14 protein-coding genes are annotated in these 19,515 nt (G+C 56.5%); all 14 read left to right on the top strand.

From position 1 onward, the window contains the following. Positions 1 to 77: 77 nt before the first annotated feature. The 14 genes from D8M23_RS04795 to D8M23_RS04730 all read left to right on the top strand — a co-directional run bounded on the left by D8M23_RS04795 (position 78) and on the right by D8M23_RS04730 (position 19,386). Positions 78 to 1,925: a peptidoglycan D,D-transpeptidase FtsI family protein gene (locus tag D8M23_RS04795; RefSeq protein ID WP_126853872.1), complete on the top strand. Its 1,848-nt coding sequence runs from the start codon at positions 78 to 80 to the stop codon at positions 1,923 to 1,925. A gap of 123 nt (positions 1,926 to 2,048) precedes the next feature. Beyond that, on the top strand, positions 2,049 to 3,791 hold the full coding sequence (locus D8M23_RS04790) for a UDP-N-acetylmuramoyl-L-alanyl-D-glutamate--2,6-diaminopimelate ligase (protein ID WP_126853871.1): 1,743 nt from the start codon (positions 2,049 to 2,051) through the stop codon (positions 3,789 to 3,791). Next, a complete protein-coding gene (locus D8M23_RS04785) occupies positions 3,791 to 5,407 on the top strand; it encodes a UDP-N-acetylmuramoyl-tripeptide--D-alanyl-D-alanine ligase (protein ID WP_037235670.1) in 1,617 nt (538 codons plus the stop codon). The genes D8M23_RS04790 and D8M23_RS04785 overlap by 1 nt, the downstream gene beginning before the upstream one ends. Before the next feature lie 3 nt (positions 5,408 to 5,410). Then, entirely contained in the window at positions 5,411 to 6,616 is a 1,206-nt protein-coding gene (gene mraY / locus D8M23_RS04780; RefSeq protein WP_126853870.1) for a phospho-N-acetylmuramoyl-pentapeptide-transferase, read from the top strand. A gap of 14 nt (positions 6,617 to 6,630) precedes the next feature. Then, on the top strand, positions 6,631 to 8,223 hold the full coding sequence (gene murD, locus D8M23_RS04775; RefSeq protein WP_126853869.1) for a UDP-N-acetylmuramoyl-L-alanine--D-glutamate ligase: 1,593 nt from the start codon (positions 6,631 to 6,633) through the stop codon (positions 8,221 to 8,223). Between the two features lie 82 nt (positions 8,224 to 8,305). Beyond that, complete coding sequence (locus D8M23_RS04770) at positions 8,306 to 10,471, top strand: FtsW/RodA/SpoVE family cell cycle protein (RefSeq protein WP_161971647.1); 2,166 nt, start codon at positions 8,306 to 8,308, stop codon at positions 10,469 to 10,471. A 189-nt stretch (positions 10,472 to 10,660) separates the two neighbouring features. Beyond that, positions 10,661 to 11,764, top strand: coding sequence for an undecaprenyldiphospho-muramoylpentapeptide beta-N-acetylglucosaminyltransferase (gene murG, locus D8M23_RS04765; RefSeq protein ID WP_006888831.1), 1,104 nt, complete (start codon positions 10,661 to 10,663; stop codon positions 11,762 to 11,764). Between the two features lie 4 nt (positions 11,765 to 11,768). Further along, positions 11,769 to 13,265, top strand: a complete 1,497-nt coding sequence (murC, locus tag D8M23_RS04760) for a UDP-N-acetylmuramate--L-alanine ligase (protein ID WP_174234606.1) — start codon at positions 11,769 to 11,771, stop codon at positions 13,263 to 13,265. Between the two features lie 28 nt (positions 13,266 to 13,293). After that, complete coding sequence (locus D8M23_RS04755; protein ID WP_238693761.1) at positions 13,294 to 14,736, top strand: cell division protein FtsQ/DivIB; 1,443 nt, start codon at positions 13,294 to 13,296, stop codon at positions 14,734 to 14,736. A 205-nt stretch (positions 14,737 to 14,941) separates the two neighbouring features. Then, entirely contained in the window at positions 14,942 to 16,153 is a 1,212-nt protein-coding gene (ftsZ, locus tag D8M23_RS04750) for a cell division protein FtsZ (RefSeq protein ID WP_006888936.1), read from the top strand. 150 nt (positions 16,154 to 16,303) lie between these two features. Continuing rightward, a complete protein-coding gene (locus D8M23_RS04745) occupies positions 16,304 to 17,164 on the top strand; it encodes a polyphenol oxidase family protein (RefSeq protein ID WP_126853866.1) in 861 nt (286 codons plus the stop codon). A 97-nt stretch (positions 17,165 to 17,261) separates the two neighbouring features. Beyond that, entirely contained in the window at positions 17,262 to 18,080 is an 819-nt protein-coding gene (locus D8M23_RS04740; protein ID WP_174234605.1) for a YggS family pyridoxal phosphate-dependent enzyme, read from the top strand. 303 nt (positions 18,081 to 18,383) lie between these two features. Further along, the gene (locus D8M23_RS04735) at positions 18,384 to 19,073 is read left to right on the top strand and encodes a cell division protein SepF (RefSeq protein WP_006888949.1); all 690 of its coding nucleotides are present in this window, start codon (positions 18,384 to 18,386) and stop codon (positions 19,071 to 19,073) included. Positions 19,074 to 19,086: 13 nt separating this feature from the next. Beyond that, positions 19,087 to 19,386, top strand: coding sequence for a YggT family protein (locus D8M23_RS04730; RefSeq protein WP_006888913.1), 300 nt, complete (start codon positions 19,087 to 19,089; stop codon positions 19,384 to 19,386). Positions 19,387 to 19,515 lie beyond the last annotated feature (129 nt).

The following is a 19,515-nucleotide window of genomic DNA, read 5'->3' as shown; positions in this document are numbered from 1 at the left end:
GGCAGGTGCCAGAAGAGCCCGGCGATATAGGAACAACAATCCAGGAAATAGCGCAGGAATGTACCGGAAGGAACACTGTGGCCCACAAGAAAAAAGCGGTATCCTCACAGAGCGAGCGTAAACTCAGCCGACGTGGATTCATGATAGGCGCCAGCAGCACGGGGCTACTGGGCCTGCTGAGTTTACGCCTACTGTACGTTCAGGGGCTTGACCTGCAAAACCTGGCTGCAACCTCCCGGGATTCTCGAACCCGAACCCAGAAAGTTCCCGCAGTCCGCGGGCAGATTACCGATGTGAACGGGCACGTACTGGCCCGTAGCGTGCAAAGGTACAATATCATCGCGGACCAGACGATCGTGGCGGAATTTAAACGCTACGACCACTCCCAAGAGCGTGTGACAGTCACCCCCACCGAGCTGGTGTATGAAGTCACCGATATTTTGCGCACCGTGGACCCGACCATCACCGATGACTTCGTGAAGTCAAAACTTGAGGGAGACTCCCGGTACTCGGTCATTAAAACCAACGTAACCCCCGAAATTTACAATCGTATCGACGCATTAGGGGCACCGTTCCTCTTCGGGGAAGTAATCAGCGAACGCCTGTACCCCGACGGGCCGGTGGGTGGTTCTGTGGTAGGCCGCTACCACATCGTTGATGAAGCAGTTGAGGGTAAAGAAAACGAAACCGTTGAACGCAACCTCTCGGTAGGGATTGAGCGCACCTTCGAGAAGGAGCTCGCTGGGGTGAACGGCAAACGCGTGTACGAGATCGGGGCCGACGGTGTGCGTATTCCTGTGACCCAGGAGCAGGTGAGCGAATCAGTGAACGGTAAAACCGTGCGTCTGACCCTCAACCGGGATATCCAGTACTACGCCCAGCAGGTTATGAAAGCCCGTGTAGACGAACTCAAAGCAGAATGGGGATGCGCCATTGTGATGGATGTGCGCGACGGCTCAATCCTGGCACTTGCTGATTCAACAACCATGGACCCGGGTGCCGAAAAAGTTGAGAACACACAAGATATGGTGCCACGTGCCATTTCTCAGATCATTGAGCCCGGATCGACGGAGAAAATCCTCACCGCATCAGCGCTCATTGAGAAAGGCATTACCACCCTCACCGATACATATGATGTTCCCGCCACCCTCACCGTTAACGGGCAAACCTTCAAAGATGCTTTTGAGCACCCCGCGCAACGCCGCACGTTCTCGGGTATTATTACCGATTCGATGAACACCGGAACTGTGCTGGTTGGCCAGAAGATGCCCAAAGAAGAGCGCTATGAGTGGCTGAAAAAATACGGTATGGGCGAGTTCACAGGCATTGATATTGCCGGAGAACAGCAGGGCCTAGTCTCCGATTGGAAAACCTGGGACGGACGCCAGGAATTCACGGTGTTTTTCGGCCATGGCCTTGCGCAGACCCCGCTTCAGACCGCTATGGTTTTTCAAGCCGTAGGTAACCTGGGGGTTAAAGTGAAGCCACGGATTGTGGATGCCATTATCGACCCCGACGGCACCGAGCATAAGGTTCCCGTAGAGGGCGCCCAGCGTGTGGTGAGTGAAAAAACCGCCCGAGACTGCCTGACCCTCATGGAGAATGTGGTGACTAAGGGGCAAGCGAAACTTGCCCAGGTCAACGGGTACCGTGTCGGGGGTAAAACCGGTACCGCAGAGGCGCCCAGCGAAAAAGGCGGCTATGAGGGATATGCCACATCTTTCATTGGTGTGGCGCCCATTGAGAACCCCCGGTTTATGGTGAGTATCACCCTGCAGCACCCCAAAGGTGAGGTGGGAACTATCGGTGGTACCGGGCAATTCTCCCAAATCATGGAGCGAGTTCTGCACACCTACAATATTCCGCACTCCACCACCGAGCCACATATTATCCCCATTTTTGCGGATGGTAAGAACAGCGGCTAGTCTCGTGAGGGTGCCGAGCACCCGTTGGCTCATTACAATGAGAAGGTACCAATCACCCCAGCCCAGCTGTGGCACATCACAAGACGATAAATAGGGCGCCCCATGCGCGAAGGAAGAAGGACAATGAACGGCGAACAGCCCGGTGAGAAACTCTCAGACGAAGCTATGCCCGGCGAAGAGCTGTTCGGCAAAGATGCCCAGAACTTACGGCCCCGCCTAACCACAGGCTACCCGCTAGATACGCTCATTCAGAAGCTGCAAAACCTTGAGGCACAGCCGCACCTAGCCCTATCCGGCTCCCGAAACGTGACCGGTATCAGTATGGACTCACGCTCCGTACGCGAGGGGGACCTATATGTAGCGCTGCCAGGTGCTAAAACACACGGAGCTAGTTTCGCTGCAGCTGCTGTAGCCGCAGGCGCAGCGGGTATTCTTACTGACGCTCAGGGGCAGCGCATTATTGCTGAGGCGCACCTTGATTTAGCAGATACTGCGCTTATAATTGGCACAGATTTACGCCGGGTGCTGGGTTCCTTGGCGGCTTTCATCTACGGTTCAAACGACTACCCGCAACTGCAGCGGTTCGCGGTGACCGGAACAAACGGGAAAACCACCACCACCTATATGCTTGAATCCGTTTTCCGTGCCGCTCTGGGCGTCAAAACCGGGTTGGTCGGTACCATCCAAATCCTTATTGACGGTGTGTCGATTCCCTCCGCGATGACCACCCCCGAATCTGTGCATGTGCACGCCCTGCTGTCTCTTATGGGCCAGCGTGGAGTACGTTGTGCAGCTATGGAAGTCTCTTCCCACGCCATTGATTATCGCCGCGTTGACGGGGTGCGTTATGCAATGAGTGGTTTCACAAACCTCACCCAAGACCACCTAGACCTACACGGTGGGATGGAAGAATACTTTGACTCAAAAGCACAGCTGTTCACCCCTGAACGTACTGAACGGGCCGTGATCACCGCAGACGATCCATGGGGGCAGCGGATGCTTGTTCACGCACAACAGCAGCTGGGTGCGCAAAACACAATTCGGTTGCTGACCAATCACGGTGCCGGGTTAGAAGCGGTACCGGCAGATTTTGGTGTCAACGATTGGGCTGTTACTGAGGTGATGGCTCAAGGGTTAGGGCATACCTTCGTACTTGCTAACGGGGCTGGGGAGCGTGTTCAGGCTCGTACCGGACTTCCCGCAGATTTTAACGTTTCCAATGCGGCCCTGGCGGCGCTTATGGCCTGGCTCAGCACAAGCGAAGAAGAGAGAGAGCCGTTGGCGGCTGCGCTCGCCAGTGGGGAGGCACTCACCCCGGTAGTTCCTGGTCGAATGCAGCTTATTGGGCACAGCCCCCACACTATTGTTGATTTTGCGCATAATCCTGACGGGCTAATCCGTGCGTTAGAGGCGATGGATCGCCCCGGTGAGGGCCGAGTCATTATCGTGTTCGGCGCTACTGGTGAACGTGACCAGGGCAAGCGCCCCATTATGGGTGAGATCGCTGCCCGCTACGCAGATATCGTTATTGTGACCGATGACGATCCGCATGGGGAAGACCCGGCCCCCATTCGCGAGGCTGTTGCTGCCGGTGCACAGCGAGCTATCGCCGCTGGGGCGCGGGCTCATGAAGTACATAATATTGCCCCGCGTGCTAGGGCTATTGCGCAGGCTATTGATATGGCCACCCCTGACGATGCCGTGCTCATTGCGGGCCGCGGCCATGAAACAGCCCAAGATGTAGCTGGGGTAGACGTGCAGCTGGATGACCGTATTGAAGTGGCCCGCGCCATGGTTACTCGTGGATTTGAGATTCTGCCAGATTATCGGCGTATGCTGGAAGAAAACGCTGAGGATAAGAAATAATGATTAAACTAAGTGCCGCCGAGATTATCCAGGCGACCGGAGGTGCCGCGCTCGGGCTTCAAGACCCCGAGACGGTCTTCTGTACCTTCGCCACTACTGATTCACGGGAAGTAGTCCCCGGTACCCTTTTTATTGCGAAACCGGGAGAAAGTACCGACGGGCACCGTTTTGTTGCCGCGGCTTTTAACTCTGGTGCTTCCTTAGCCCTTGTTGAACGGCCCGTTACCGCTGAGCCTTCAGGTGAGCTGTATCCTGCCGTGCAGGTGGATGATGCGGTACTGGCGATGGGGCGCTTGGCGGCATACGCTATCGAGAAGATGCGTAGTCTTGGTCCCGTGGAAGTCATTGGGATTACTGGTTCCGCAGGGAAAACCACCACCAAAGATTTGCTGGCAGCTATTTTTGGTGCCGAGGGTGCTACGGTGGCTCCCGTGGGCTCCTATAACGGTGAGGTTGGGGTGCCGCTGACGGTATTCCGTGCGGATGAAACCACCCGGTACTTGGTTATTGAAATGGGCGCCGACCATGTAGGCAATATTGAGTACCTGGCGAATATTGTACAGCCGGACTACGGGGTCATCTTAAAGGTCGGTACCGCCCATGCAGGCGAGTTCGGCGGGGTAGACAATATTGAACGCACCAAAGGTGAACTGGCCGAAGGCATCCGCGCCGGTGGGGCGCTCGCCCTCAACGCTGACGATGAGCGTGTGCTGCGCATGGCAGCGCGTGCGTGTGTTCCCGTCACCTATTTTGGAGTGGGGGATAAGCCACAGTACGAGCGGTATGTGGCGGCTCTGAACTTGAGCACGAATGATGCGGGGTGCCCGGAATTCACTCTGCGGCTGCCCAACGGGCAGGAACACCTGGTGTCGTCACAATTAATTGGTGAGCATCATGTGCATAACCTGCTGGCGGCCGCAACTATTGCGTATAACGCTGGCATCGCGGGGGACAGGATAGCTCACGCGCTCAATACCAGCGGTGCTGTGTCTAAATGGCGTATGGCCCGCACCGACCGCTCCGATGGGGTGAGCATCATTAACGATGCGTACAACGCGAACCCGGAGTCAATGTCGGCTGCACTGCGAACTCTGGCGCAGCTGGGCCGCGGCAGCGAGCCACGCCGCACCTGGGCCGTGCTGGGGGCGATGCTGGAACTGGGAGAAAGCAGCGTCGAAGAGCACGACCATATTGGGCGGCTTGCAGTGCGGCTCAATATTTCTAAGCTAATCGCCGTGGGAGACACGGCCAAACCAATCTATAATGCCGCGCACCTGGAAGGTTCCTGGGGTAATGAGGCCACCTGGGTACAGACCCCGCAGCAGGCATTGTCGGTGCTACGCGCTGAGCTGCGCCCCGGCGACATTGTGCTGTTTAAATCCTCCAACGGCGCCAAACTTGGACAGTTGGGAGATGAGGTGGCATTCAGCAGTGACCGGTTTGGGTCCGGCTCTGAGCCTGCTCCTACCTGGTTGAGCGCTGGCGACTTTGTTGAAGTGACCGATTTGACGGGTTCTGTCGCCCCCACGGCGAGTGAGCCTGCAACCACCTCCAGCCCGGCGGCCACTACGGCCTCCGCTTCCACCACATTCACCGGACAGGAAGGCACACGCTAGAGAATGATTACTGTGCTCATTGCGGGAGTTCTGGGTTTTGTCCTGTCATTTGGGGCGATCCCCCTGTTCATCCGCCAGATGCAGAAGCTGAAGCTGGGTCAGCTTATCCGTGACGAAGGCCCTGCTGCGCACCAGCATAAAGCGGGAACCCCCACCATGGCGGGGCTTGTCTTCATCCCCGCCGCCGTGCTCGCCTATTTCATAACGCTGCTGCTGAGCGCCTGGTTCTACGGCACCTCCCCAGCACCCAGTGCAACAGCATGGCTGACTCTGGGGTTTACGGTAGGGATGCTCGCTGTGGGAGCGGCAGACGACATTATGAAATTCCGCAATAAGGGCAATGAGGGGCTGACGGAGATTCAGAAAACGGTCGGGCTACTGGCCGTAACCCTGCCGTTCTCTTACTTGGCGTTCCAGTTCCCAAACTCCGCAGGAGTTACGCCCGCGTCCACAGCGGTTTCTTTTGTACGTGATTTGCCGCTGGATCTTATGGCCCCGGGGGCTATTGTGGGTACCCTACTGGTGATGGCGTGGATTAACCTGATCGCTCTCTCCGGCACTAATGCTGTGAATTTCACTGATGGCCTGGATGGCCTAGCTGGCGGGGTGATGATGACGATTTTCACCGGCTATTTGGCAATGACTGTGTGGCAGTACTCGCACCGGTGTGTTTCGGCTGCTGGGGTCGGGTGCTATGACGTGCGTGATGCTGGTGCCCTGGCCATGATCGCTGCAGCTTTTGTGGGGTCGCTGGGCGGGTTCCTGCTGTGGAACGTGTCAAAGGCGCAGATCTTTATGGGCGATTCCGGGTCACTGGCCTTAGGCGGGGCTCTTGTAGCGTTCGCTATTTTTACCCGCACCGAGCTGCTGCTACCCATTATTGCGTTGATGCCTGTGCTAGAGGTTTTCTCGGTGATAGTGCAGAAGTTCGTTTTTAAATTTAGCCGTAAAGGCTCGGTGTCCCGCGGTGAGAAAGTTCCGCATGCACACCGTTTCTTCCGTATGACACCGTTCCACCATCACATGGAGAAGACCGGCGTGAATGGTATGTATTCTATTGATAAGAAGGGTATCGCACCCGGTACCGTCAGCAGCGGCGAGGTAAACTCGGTGTTCCGGCTGTGGGTGGTGAACGCTTTGTGCGTACTCATCGCCTTAGCCCTGTTCTTTGGTGATTGGTTCTCGCAGAATACCGGGGTGATTAACTAGTGACGGAGTGGAACATGAAAACTGCTGAGCAGCTGGCCCGTATTGAGGCGAGTAAGGACGCGGTAGCAACCAACCCCGTATTGAATAATTCGCGTCTTGCTGAGCTGACCAGTTGGGATGCTCCTTGGGCCGGACTTCGCGTGGTCGTGGTTGGTCTGGGGGTCTCTGGCGATGCCTCAGCTGATGTGCTGGCTCAGAAAGGCGCGCACGTAGTTGCTATTGACGCTAAAGACACCGCAGAGAAACGGGAGCGTATCCGCCTTTATGATCAGGCATACGGTCATGTGAGCGGCCTTTTCGGGCAGGAGCACATGAGTTCCTTACCCCTGGTTGATGGGCAGGAGCCGGACGTAGTGGTGGTGTCCCCAGGGATCCGCCCTGATAGCGATATTATGTTGGACGCCTATGAGCGCGGCGTTCAAGTGTGGAGCGAGGTTGAGCTGGCGTGGCGCTTAAACACGCGTGCTGGCCGTCGCAGCACCCAATGGCTGTGCCTGACCGGCACAAATGGGAAGACCACGACTGTTGGTATGGTCGATTCAATCCTCAAAGCAGCCGGGCGGCATAGCGCTCAGGTGGGGAATGTGGGCCTGCCTATTGTGTATGCTGTGGCTGATGACGAAGAGTACGAATTCTTCGCTGTGGAGCTTTCAAGTTTTCAGCTGCACTGGACCTATTCGCTTTCGCCCTTGGCTTCTGCGGTGTTGAACGTTGCTGATGATCACGTGGACTGGCACGGTAGTTTTGAGGCGTATAAGGCCGCGAAGGCACGTATCTACGAGAATACGCAGGTGGCCTGCATCTTCAACGAAGACCACGCTGATACGCGTCGCATGGTTGAAGAAGCTGACGTGGTTGAGGGTGCCCGTGCGGTGAGCATCAGCAGCACCGAGATCCCGAGAGTTTCTATGCTTGGTCTGGCTGAGGATATCCTCGTGGATCGGGCGTTTTTGAAGGACCGTTACCATCAGGCCCTTGAGCTGGGGGTGCTAACTGATTTAGCGCAGGCTCCCGGTCAGGTTCCCGCGCAGCACACGGTTGAAAATGCGTTGGCGGCGGCGGCGCTGACTCGCGCGGCGGGTATAGCCCCGGAGCATGTGCGTGAGGGGTTGCGTACGTATTCCCCAGGGGCGCATCGTAACCAGTTGGTGGCCTCAGCTGGCGGAGTGCAGTGGGTGAATGACTCAAAGGCCACGAACCCGCACGCTGCAAACGCCTCCATGAGCGCCTACCCGTCGCTGGTGTGGATAGCAGGGGGCCTGTCGAAGGGTGTCACCTATGATGAGCTGGTGAAGAAGCATGCTGAACGCCTGCGTGCGGTGCTTATTATTGGTACTGATTCTGCGGCGTTGATGTCTGCCTTGGCCACCCATGCGGGGCAGGTTCCTGTGTATAACCTCACTGCGAGTGTGGCGAACCCAACGGATGGGGCGGCTGCGATGGAAGCTGCGGTTATTAAGGCTCGCGAGGTGGCTGAACCTGGCGATGTGGTGCTCATGGCCCCTGCGGCGGCTTCCATGGATCAGTTTAAGAATTATGCAGAGCGCGGTAACGCTTTTGTTGAGGCTGTACAACGAGCCGTTGGTGAGGGTATTTCAACCACCTAAGAGCAGGTGCGGTGTTGAGCTAGACCACAAGACGCTAAGCTAATAACTGGACGGGAGTAACGGAATAAACGGGGAGATTAGTGTGAGCGGTGCATCTGGCAAGACGCAAAACACGGCGGCAGACCATCGTAAGACGCGGCGTGTGTGGCGTGATGGCGTGCTGGCCAGGCGCTATGCTTCCGCCTATGCGCGTATTTCCCGCGCTGAACTGTCATATGTGTCCCGCCTGATCCTGCTGGTGAGTGTGAGCCTGACGTTCTTCGGGTGCATTATGGTGCTGTCCGCTTCATCGGTGCGCATGATTTCGCAGGGTATGTCCCCGTTTAACCAGGGGGAACGACAGCTGCAGTACGCCGTCGGGGGTCTTGCCCTCATGCTGGTGGTGGGGTTCCTGCCGGTGGGGTGGTATCGGCGTCGGTGGGTGCTGAACACGGCCGTGGTGTTGGGTATCCTGCTGCAGGTTGCGGTGCTTGTGGTGGGCGTTGAGGTTGGCGGTAACCGTAACTGGATTGTGCTTGGTCCGGTGCAGCTTCAGCCTTCTGAATTGTCGAAACCGATTCTTATCATGTGGATGGCCCTCATGTTGGCTAGGCAGGGGGACGTTTCGAAGAACAGCTGGCGGGCTCTTCTCCCCGCGCTTTTTGGCTTTTTGCCGCTGGTGGGCACTATCATGTTGGGCCGAGACTTGGGTACCGCTATCGTCTACGGTGTCATCTTTATGGGGATGCTGTGGCTGGCGGGTACCCGTAACCGCACCATGTGGGTATTGGTGGGGTTCGCATTGGTACTCGCGATTTTTGCGGTTGTCATGAGTGAGAACCGTATCCAGCGTGTGTTTGGTGCTGCTGGCGTATGTGATGGGGCCACCTGTGACCAGTCGAATGCGGGTAAGGTCGCCTTGGCAACCGGTGGTTTATGGGGTGTTGGGCTTGGGCAGTCCCGCCAGAAATACAACTACCTGCCGGAAGCACATAACGACTATATTTTTGCGATTATCGGCGAGGAGCTGGGTCTAGTAGGCACCCTCGCTGTGGTGCTTTTGTATTTGGGTCTTATCTACTGTTCTGTCACTATTATGGTGCGCACTTCGGACCGTTTTGTGCGCTTGGCGGCGGGCGGTATTACGGTGTGGATTACGGCGCAGGCGCTTATTAATATGGGCATGGTCACGGGTGTGCTCCCGGTGATTGGTGTGCCTCTGCCGTTTATTTCTTATGGTGGTTCGTCTCTTCTTGCATCAATGTTTGCGGCGGGGTTATTGTTCGCATTTTCGCGGCAGGCGCCGGTGTACCCGTTGCGGAGGGACCCGAACCGTAACCTTTCTCCGCGTGAGATTCGCCGTGAGAATGAGGATTGGCAGCGCCGCCTGGTTTTAGGGCAGGCAGTTGCTGAGGAGAACCGGCGTATGGTGCAGGCGGGCGGCGCATTGGGGCTTGACGTGTGGCATTGGCGCAGCCAGCTGCGGGATGCGATACATGGTTTGCTCGTATGGTTGGGCCTATCCAGTGAGCAGCGGGCGCGTGCGCATCAGCGTCGGGTCCAGCAGCGGGAGCTAGCTGCCCGTGAGGCACAGAAACAGCAGGCCGCGGAGCGTGAACGTGAGCTTCTTGAGAGGCAGCGGCTTCAACAGGCGCAAAAACAGCAGGCTCAGCGGGCAGAACGTACAGCGACCCGACGGCCCAGTGCGGCAACTTCGGGGCAACAACGGCCCACAGCCCAGGGCCGCCCAGCTAAGCAGTCTCAGGCAGCTGACAGGAGTCGGGGAGAACGGCAGCGGCCTGAGCCAAAACGCCCCGCTGCAACTGTTTCGGGAGGCGGTGCGGCTCGCCCTCGCACTGCTTCTGAGCAGCGGCCGGTTGCTGCACGGAGCAAGACCCAAGGCACAGCGAAGCAAGGGGCGTCTCGTCGTCAGGATGCGCAGCGTACTGTTGCACGCGGCTCGCAGGCTCAGGGGCGTAACCGTACTCAGGGCAAAACTCAGCCCCAGGCGGCGCGTACGCGCCGTCCGCAGCGCACTGGTTCGCTCCCGGAGGGCCTGCGCCCATTGCACGGTGGCGCTCCGAAGAATGCGGCGTCAAAACCCCGTCATGGTTCCGGGGAAACCCCACGGGGGTCAGGCTCAGCTGCGGCGGGCCAGCGGCGCACCGTAAGGCAGGGCAGCAGCCCCCAAAAGCGTGGCGGGTCACCCGGCGGGTCGAAAAATACTGGCCAAAGTGCACGGGGCAATCGTTCCAATCCTCGGCGCTAGAGAAAGCAGCGCTGGTGCTTTCACACCCGGTTCTGTGTACGTTGAGAGCCGACAGTAAGGGGCAGCGTCGCGTTAAAATATAGGTCTGTTTTGCCGGATGAGGAGGGTGTATTGCATGTTGTACGGGGACGGTTTGTGCCGTGTCTGATGCCGTAGAATGGGGAAGAACCGATTTTTAGGGAGATTTTTATGTCTAAGGCACCTTCTGTGGTTTTTGCTGGGGGCGGCACGGCAGGGCACATTAACCCGATGCTCGCTATCGCCCGCGAGATCCGTAAGATAGAGCCAACTGCGAAGATTACGATGCTTGGTACGGCTGATAAATTGGAGGCCCAGCTGGTTCCGGCAGCTGGTTTCGATATTGAGTTCATCCCCAAGGCTCCGTTACCGCGTTCGTTGAATAAAGAGGCTTTTGCATTCCCCGGAAGATTCTTGGGTGGTATTCGTAAGGCGCACGAGGTTTTTAAACAAGTGGATGCGGATGTCGTGGTGGGCGTGGGCGGGTATGTGTGCCCTCCAGCTTATATGTGTGCGGCTAAGGAACGTATCCCGATTATTATTCATGAGGCGAATGCAGCCCCGGGGTGGGCTAATAAGCTGGGCGGGCGCTTCGCGGAGTTTGTGGGGGTGGCGTTTCCTAATACGCCGTTCCGCGGCGCTGAGCTGGTGGGGATGCCCATGAGTGATGAGATTGCGAACTTAGACCGTAAGACGCAGCGTTCTGAGGCGATGCGCAGGTTGGGGCTGGATGAGTCGCTGCCGACGGTGATAGTGACTGGTGGTTCCCTGGGGGCACTAACGCTCAATAAAGCGGTGGAGGCTAATATTGATGCTCTCGCCGACTGGGGGTTTCAGGTGTTGCACATTACGGGTAAGGGCAAAGCTATCCTGGATGAGCAGGGTAATCCGCGCACCGCGAAGAATTATCACCAGATGGAATTTTGCACCAGCATGCAGGATGTGTACGCCGCTGCTGATCTTTTGGTGGTGCGTTCGGGTGCGGCGACCGTGAGTGAGGTTGCTGCCGTGGGGGTTCCTGCTGTTTTTGTGCCGTTGCCGCATGGTAATGGTGAGCAGAGTTTAAATATTCGCCCTCTTCTTGAGGAAGGAGCAGCTCGCCTGGTGGAGGACCAGGATGCCACCGCTGAGTGGTTTGCGAGCGAGATTCCGGCTTTAATGGCGGATTCGGCGTTATTAGAGCGGATGGCGCAGAAGGCGTATAAGTTGGGTATCCGCGATGCTGCGCGGGTTATGGCTGAACGGACATTGAAAGCGGTTAAACACAGTGACTGAGTTAATGAACCTTGATCTGGTGCTTCCTGCACCGTTGAATCCGCCGTTTCCTGAACGGGCACGGGTTGCTGATTTAGGGCGTGTGCATTTTGTGGGTGTTGGCGGCGCGGGGATGAGCGCTATCGCATTGCTAATGGCTCAGCTGGGTGTTCCGGTCAGTGGGTCGGACCGTGCCGAGTCGGCTAACCTTCAGTCGTTGCGACAGGCTGGGGTGCGTGTATCGGTTCCGCAGGATGCCGTGAATATTCATGACGTGGATACTGTGGTTATTTCGACTGCTATCCATGAGGATAACCCTGAACTGGTGAAGGCCCGTGAGCTGGGGCTGCCGGTTTTGCATCGTTCTGAGGCGCTTGCCGCAGTGATGGGGGACTCCCAGGTGGTCGCGGTGGCTGGTACGCACGGTAAGAGCACCACCAGTTCCATGATTTCGGTCATGTTTGATGGGCTGAATGCGAAACCGTCGTTTGCGGTGGGTACTGTGATCGCCGGGTTTGGTACGAATGCACGGCTGGGCGCCACAGGCCCCGGATCGTGGTTCGTAGCTGAGGCTGACGAGTCTGACGGCTCATTTGTACGCTACCGCCCGAAGGTTGCGGTGGTGACGAATATTGAACCGGACCATATTGATTTTTATGGCACTGCTGAGCGGGTGTATGAGGCGTTTAACCGGTTTGTGGCCTCAATGGTTCCTGATGGAGTGCTGATTACGTGCGCGGATGATGCTGGCGCTGTTTCGCTGGCTCAGCGCAGTCGGGCGGCTGGCCTTCAGGTGCTCACATATGGTGAATCTGAAGATGCCGATGTGCGTTTATCGCAGATTACAAGTCATGGTTCACAGTCGTCATCGGTGTTAAGCTGGTCGTTTGATCTTGCGGGGCAGCACTATTCGGGTGAGCAGGAGCTCAATCTGCAGGTTCCCGGTGTCCATAATCAGCTTAATGCTGCGGCGTCGTTTGCGACGGCGCTGGTTGCTGGGGCACGCCCTGCGGATGCTGCCAGTGCATTGGGCGGCTTTGTGGGCGCGGATCGTCGGTTCACACTGCGGGGAGAAATAGCCGGGATTAAGGTTTTTGACGACTACGCCCACCACCCTACAGAGGTGTTGTGCGCTTTGCAGACGGGGCGTACTGTTGCGGGTGGACATAATCTGTATGTTGTATTCCAGCCGCACCTATTTTCACGCACTAAGGAGTTTGCTCAGGAGTTCGCGCAGGCGCTGTCCTTGGCGGACAGGGCATATGTGCTTGATATTTACCCGGCGCGTGAGGAACCCATTGAAGGTGTAACGAGCGAGTTAATTACCGGTGCCGGGTTCTCTGAGGTGCACTACGCCTCTGATGCTACGGTAGCTATTGATGACATTGTGACGTGCGCTAGCGCGGGGGATATTGTGATGACGGTGGGAGCGGGCGATGTTACCGCACTCGGGGAGCGTTTCTTGGAGGCTCTCACCTCGCGTCATGGTGCCTCTGATGAAGGTGATGCTGGTACCAAGTAGAACGGATAGAGTGTAGCGGAAGGCTGGTATGGGCGAAGAAGAACAGAAACGGAAGGGACCGCCGGAGCATCGTAATGCCCCGGCGGGGGCTCCGCGTGTGCCTGTCCACCGCCGACTAAAAAAGAAGTCGGCGGCAGACGGTTCGTCCCCTGCAGCACCTGCCGAGCAGAAACAACAGGCGAATAATCCCCGCCCTGCCTCTGCTGCATCCGCAGATTCTGTTGCTCAAAAGCGGAAGGTATCTGAGCCTGCTGCACCGGAAAGTTCAGCGGCTCAGCAACCAGCCGCACGACGGGCTGAGCCCATGCCAAAGCCCCGTAACCCTAGGGCTCGTGTTTTACCTCCTCATGTCATCGCTACGGAGGTTCAAGAGGGCGCCGCACAAAGGGAAGCTGAGACACCTGCAGAGGCGCCGGTAGGCAATGTAGCCTCTGGACGACAAAAGCCGTCTAGGGAGGCTTCACAGTCGTCTCAGAAGCATGAACCAAGTGATGCTCTTCCGTCCTTACCTGACGCCGCAGATGAATCCACCGGGAAACGGGAGCCTGCCGTCTCTCGCCCCGAGGAGAAAAGCTCGGGACAGAGTCGTTTTGGTCGTTGGCGGGCAAACCGGGAGCAGCAGCGCGAGGCTGAGATTGCGCGTGAGAATGAGCGGGTGCGGGAACATAACAGGCGTGAGCAGATACGTCGCGATCCCGCTCTGGATGGTTTACGTGCTGAAGATAAGGTTGAGCCGGAGCGTGCTCCGCTCTCGCGTATGCGTAAGCTGGCTTATACCGCTTTGGCTCTGGTGCTGGTGGTGGCACTCTATATTGGCGTGGTATTTTTCTCTCCGTTGTTGGCGGTTGAGAAGATTACGGTGCGGGGTGCCTCTTTGATGGACAGCGCACAAGTTGAACAGAAGCTGAGCTCTCTGCGGGGGGTTCCGTTATCACGGGTGAGCGAGGACCGGGTGCGTGAACTGGTTGGCTCTGACGGGGCTTTGCGCGGGGTCCAGATGGAGATTCGCCCCCCGCATGAGCTGGTGGTGACGGTAAAGGAGCGTGTGCCGATCGCTGCGGTGAAACGTGGCGAGAAATATGCGCTGGTGGATAATGAGGGGCAGACCCTGCGCGAGGTTGATTCAGCACAGCAAGCCGGTGTTCCTATAGTTCAGGTTGAAGATGAAAATCTGTCGCAGAGCGCCGCATTCCGCATTATCTCGAATGTGTTGGTGACCTTACCAACGTCGCTGTTAGTGGAGGTCTCTGAAGTAAAAGCTGACTCCACCTCAAGCATAACTCTCATCTTGAAGGATAAGGTTACAGTGCTATGGGGTACCTCACAGGAGAATGAAGTTAAAGCTAAGGTTTTAACTAAGCTGCTGGAAGCTACTCGGTCTGAAGATTCGCAGTCGAGCGGGGCGCAGGGGCAGGGGAAGAAAATTTCTGTGTATGATGTTTCTTCACCGCTTCTGCCGGTGACTCGGTAGGTGCTATCTTCAAGTTGGGGTTTAGACAGATGTAATTTTTTGGCTAAATCCTCACAAATTTGGGTGTCAGTACACCCCGCAACTAGGAACCTGGTGAATCTGTTGGTATCCTTGCAAATAAAGCCAATTTGAGAGCGAGTATGTCTAAGGTTAAACTCGAACTTTGGACTTTTCTCAATAAATCAACGAAACAATTGAGGGATAAATGGACGCTGGAACTCCCCAGAACTACTTGGCAGTCATCAAGGTCGTCGGTATCGGCGGCGGTGGTGTCAACGCAGTCAACCGAATGATTGAGGTTGGTCTGCGCGGCGTTGAGTTCATTGCAATCAACACCGATGCCCAGGCGCTATTGATGTCTGATGCGGATGTTAAGCTTGACGTTGGTCGTGAGCTGACCCGCGGTCTTGGTGCTGGTGCTAACCCCGAGGTTGGCCGCCAGGCTGCAGAGGATCATGCGCAGGAGATTGAGGAAGTCCTCAAAGGTGCAGACATGGTCTTTGTGACTGCCGGTGAGGGCGGTGGTACCGGTACCGGTGGCGCTCCCGTGGTGGCACGTATCGCTCGCTCGCTTGGTGCTCTTACCATTGGCGTGGTGACCCGTCCGTTTACCTTCGAGGGCCGCCGCCGTTCAAACCAAGCAGAGACCGGTATTTCTGCTCTGCGCGATGAGGTTGATACCCTCATTGTTATTCCGAACGACCGACTGCTGTCTATCTCTGACCGTAACGTGTCAATGCTTGATGCCTTTAAGTCAGCAGACCAGGTGCTTCTGTCCGGTGTGCAGGGTATTACCGACCTGATTACCACTCCGGGTCTGATTAACCTTGACTTTGCGGACGTGAAGTCTGTGATGCAGGGTGCTGGCTCCGCGCTTATGGGCATTGGCTCCGCTGCTGGGGAGGACCGCGCAGTCAAGGCTGCCGAGCTCGCTATTGCCTCTCCTCTTCTGGAAGCTTCCATTGACGGTGCACATGGTGTTCTGCTCTCCATTCAGGGCGGATCCGACCTCGGCCTATTCGAGATTAACGAGGCCGCACGTTTGGTTCAGGAAGTGGCCCACCCGGATGCGAACATTATCTTCGGTGCTGTGATTGACGACGCGTTGGGTGATGAAGCTCGTGTGACCGTGATTGCTGCTGGCTTTGATGCAGTGAACCCCGAGACAAATTCAAATGCATCCGCTGCCGCCGCAGTGCAGGCTCAGGCCCAGCGCACTCAGCAGACTTTCGGTGGTCAGAACGCACCTACGGCTGCTCCTGCTCAGCCTGATTACGGGTTCAACGCTCCCGCAGCTCCGGCATACCAGCAGAATGATGTTCCTGCCTCAGCCGGGTTCGATGTTGATCTGCCTCCGGTGGTGGAAGAGCCTCCGGCTCGTCGCGATACCCTAGACGTTCCTGACTTTTTGAAGTAGAGCGTGTAGAACCGCATTTTGAATGTGGGAGTCGGTGCGCGGTACGTGACAGTGCCGTGCCCGGCTCCTTCCTTTGTGCCTTTATAACTTCTAAGGGGTGCTGGTTATGTTCCACCCCGTCAATATGTACTAAAGATATATCGCAAAATCATGGATAATACCGAACATATTTACCATACTAGTGCACCGCTATTGTTCTCATATCAGCTTTTTCGCTCTGGAGCGCATGAGGTAAATATTGCTTTTACCAGTGTGGCTGCGGGCAATGTAGGACTGCATGTTGATACGGGCGAACCGCAGGCGCAGACGCTACGCCATAGGTTACGTTTAGAGGGGATGCTGAGCACAGGTTTACCCTTTCTGTACCTGAACCAAGTGCACGGTACCACTGTGGTATGCGCTGAAGACTATGAGCCAGCACAGTATGCTCCGCAAGATTCAGCCGACGGATTTAGCGATACACACGCACAGCACCTGTTGGAGCAGGCGCCCGTAGCGGATGCGGCATATAGTACGAACGGTCGGCCGTTGGCGATTATGGTTGCTGATTGTATCCCTGTGGTGCTGGTGGGACAGCGTCAAGATGGTGAGCTGGTGCTGGCCGTGGCCCATGCCGGTCGTAAAGGGCTGCTGGATGGAGTGCTGCAACGCACGGTTGCGGCCATGCATGAGGCTGGAGCTGAGAATATATGTACATGGCTGGGGCCGAGCATCTGCGGGAGCTGCTACGAGGTTCCCGAGCAGATGCGCACTGCCTCAGCTGAGCGTATTCCACAGGTTGCTGCGCAGACCCGCACAGGAACCCCAGCTCTTGATTTACCTGCGGGTGCTATTGCGATACTAGAAGATATGGGGGTTGAGGTATCCACCGAGCTTGCGGCGTGCACCTATGAGACCGGTGAGCTGTATTCTCACAGAGCGTTCACTCACGGGTCTCGACCCGCAGGACGTATCGCAGGGCTAGTGTGGCTTAGCGCCGCATCGGAGGAGAAGGAAGAGACCACAAACTAGCTGTCTCTTAGGGGTATCTTTGCAGGCTGCTAGAGGTATAGGTGCCTTCTGCAGGCTATCTTCGGCCTATCTATTTCAGGTCATTGGGGAGGAAATAATGAGCACTAATTCTCTAACATATACTGCCGATCGTGCGGAACAGCTTGCCAGCGGTTACCAGCGGGTGGTTGAACGTATTCGGGCAGCTGAGCAAGATACTAGCGGCGCCCGCTCCGCCCAGAGTGAAACGGTGCAACTGGTGACCGTGACAAAGTTCTTCCCGGCCTCCGACGTGATGGCCCTCTACGATGCTGGTGTGCGGCTTTTTGGGGAGAATCGCGATCAGGAGGCTGCACCAAAGGCGGCGCTGGTGAGCGAATCCGTCCCGTCCCATGACCCAGCTCGTTGGGCTTTTATTGGCCAGCTGCAGACCAATAAGGCGAAATCTGTGGTGCGGTACGCCCAGCAGGTGCAGTCAGTGGACCGCCCGTCGTTAGCGGATGCCTTAGCGAAAGCCTATGCGCGGCAGGTAGAGCACTTTGAGACTGAGCATGCTCCTGCCCCCGCAGCATATAAGGCTGGGAAACTGGAATGTCTTATTCAGGTGTCTCTGGCGCAGGGACAGGCTACGGCGGGTCACGCCTCAACCGGTGCCCGCGGCGGGGCTGACCCTGAGCAGGTATTAGCATTGGCCGAACATATTGAAAACTATGAACAGCTACACTGCGCGGGAGTGATGGCCGTTGCGCCTTTAGGATCTGAGCCAGATACGGTATTTGAGAAACTATGGAATATTTCTCAGATACTTCGAGAGTCTTTTCCCCAGGCCACCCAGATTTCGGCGGGAATGAGCGGGGATTTAGAAGCGGCTATCCGCTGGGGGTCGACATGCGTTCGAGTGGGGTCTGACATTATGGGGCCGCGCCCAAGCGCATAGTCCTGGTGATGCGTTCGTTACCAGCTGAGGGGCTTCCCGTACCAACTATTCAGGAACCATGGTTTTGAAGGTGTCTGAAGCCTGCAGCGAGGTGTTGTAGCGCGCATCACTGGAAAAAACCAAGGTCTGGGCGCAATTTATGCGTAAGATACGCAAATCTATAAGGTTTAGCGGCACATCCACTGATAGAATAGTGAACAGCAACGCACCCGCGTGACGGAGTGCTCACCCGGCATCCGCCTCCTGGATGTGTTTTAAACGGGATTATTTCCATCTGACTGACTGCGAAGCGAGATTTATAGTATGGCTAAACAGGGCGGCGGTATAGCCCGAATTACCTCGTTCTTTGGTGTTGCGGAGTATGAAGGTGCTCATGAACATCAGGGGAATAGCGAGGCTGAGGGAGCTGCTACTTCCGCCCAGCCTGAAGAGTCGTCGGCACGTCTGAACGCTCTGCCCACCCCGTTAGATGGAGGGCATAAACGTCGCTACGCGCGTCAGGAGTCTTCCGCGGCCGCGGATCGGGGGTATGATAATTCCGCAGATAACCACTGGGAGGATGATACGGTGCAGGACAACGCAGAGGTCGAGTACACGCAGGATCAGTACGGCTACGAAGACGGCGAGCTGGCCGAGGAGTATCCCGAGGACTACGGTGCTGACGATTACCCCAGTGAGGAAGAAGAGGACGAATTGCGCCGCATCACTACTATTCACCCCCGATCCTATAATGACGCCAAGATTATTGGTGAGGCATTCCGTGAGGATATCCCCGTCATTATGAACGTTGATGATATGCCGGATGCGGACGCGAAACGCTTGGTGGATTTTGCCTCGGGGTTGGTGTTCGCGCTTAACGGCCGTATTGAGCGGGTGACTGCCAAAGTCTTCCTGCTCACTCCTTCTGACCTGGAGGTTCTCGGTATTACCAGTAGTGATGATATGCCGCAGGCCTTTGACGATGAGGGACTAGTTCCCTTCGACCAGGGTTAGAGGATCTTGCCCGATGGGTTATCTTTTTGCGGTGCTGACAATCGCCCTGTACGTGTTGTACATTGGGCTTCTGCTGCGCATGATGTTTGATTGGGTGCGTATTTTTTCCCCCACGTGGCGCCCACGCGGGCCAGTGTTGGTCGTAGCTTCTGCGGTGTACGGGGTGACTGACTGGCCAATGAACCTTCTGAGGAAGGTAGTGCCTCCGCTTCGGCTGGGGAACGTGGCCCTTGATATGGGTTTTTTGATTCTTATTATTGCAGTGAGTTTTTTGTTGAATGGGCTACAGTATCTGACGGCTATTACGTCGTAGGGGATACCAGTCCGATAGGGATCTTGAAATTTTGGACTTAAAACTCCTAAATCTTAAGGTGATATGCCTCTCTTGGGCGGGTCAGTAAAAACCCTGGAATAGCGTCAAGTTTTGCTTTAGGTGTAAATG

Origin of the sequence: Rothia sp. HSID18067 (genome assembly GCF_003989445.1) — a bacterium.
In the GTDB taxonomy this organism is placed as follows: Bacteria; Actinomycetota; Actinomycetes; order Actinomycetales; family Micrococcaceae; genus Rothia; species Rothia aeria.
This window is presented reverse-complemented; position numbering and strand designations above follow the sequence as displayed.

Bases quoted from the DNA above. Each gene is read 5' to 3' on its own strand.
- D8M23_RS04790 (WP_126853871.1), top strand. From the start codon at position 2,049: ATGAACGGCGAACAGCCCGGTGAGAAACTCTCAGACGAAGCTATGCCC.
- D8M23_RS04785 (WP_037235670.1), top strand. From the start codon at position 3,791: ATGATTAAACTAAGTGCCGCCGAGATTATCCAGGCGACCGGAGGTGCC.
- mraY (WP_126853870.1), top strand. From the start codon at position 5,411: ATGATTACTGTGCTCATTGCGGGAGTTCTGGGTTTTGTCCTGTCATTT.
- murD (WP_126853869.1), top strand. From the start codon at position 6,631: ATGAAAACTGCTGAGCAGCTGGCCCGTATTGAGGCGAGTAAGGACGCG.
- murG (WP_006888831.1), top strand. From the start codon at position 10,661: ATGTCTAAGGCACCTTCTGTGGTTTTTGCTGGGGGCGGCACGGCAGGG.
- murC (WP_174234606.1), top strand. From the start codon at position 11,769: ATGAACCTTGATCTGGTGCTTCCTGCACCGTTGAATCCGCCGTTTCCT.
- D8M23_RS04755 (WP_238693761.1), top strand. From the start codon at position 13,294: ATGGGCGAAGAAGAACAGAAACGGAAGGGACCGCCGGAGCATCGTAAT.
- ftsZ (WP_006888936.1), top strand. From the start codon at position 14,942: ATGGACGCTGGAACTCCCCAGAACTACTTGGCAGTCATCAAGGTCGTC.
- D8M23_RS04745 (WP_126853866.1), top strand. From the start codon at position 16,304: ATGGATAATACCGAACATATTTACCATACTAGTGCACCGCTATTGTTC.
- D8M23_RS04740 (WP_174234605.1), top strand. From the start codon at position 17,262: ATGAGCACTAATTCTCTAACATATACTGCCGATCGTGCGGAACAGCTT.
- D8M23_RS04735 (WP_006888949.1), top strand. From the start codon at position 18,384: ATGGCTAAACAGGGCGGCGGTATAGCCCGAATTACCTCGTTCTTTGGT.
- D8M23_RS04730 (WP_006888913.1), top strand. From the start codon at position 19,087: ATGGGTTATCTTTTTGCGGTGCTGACAATCGCCCTGTACGTGTTGTAC.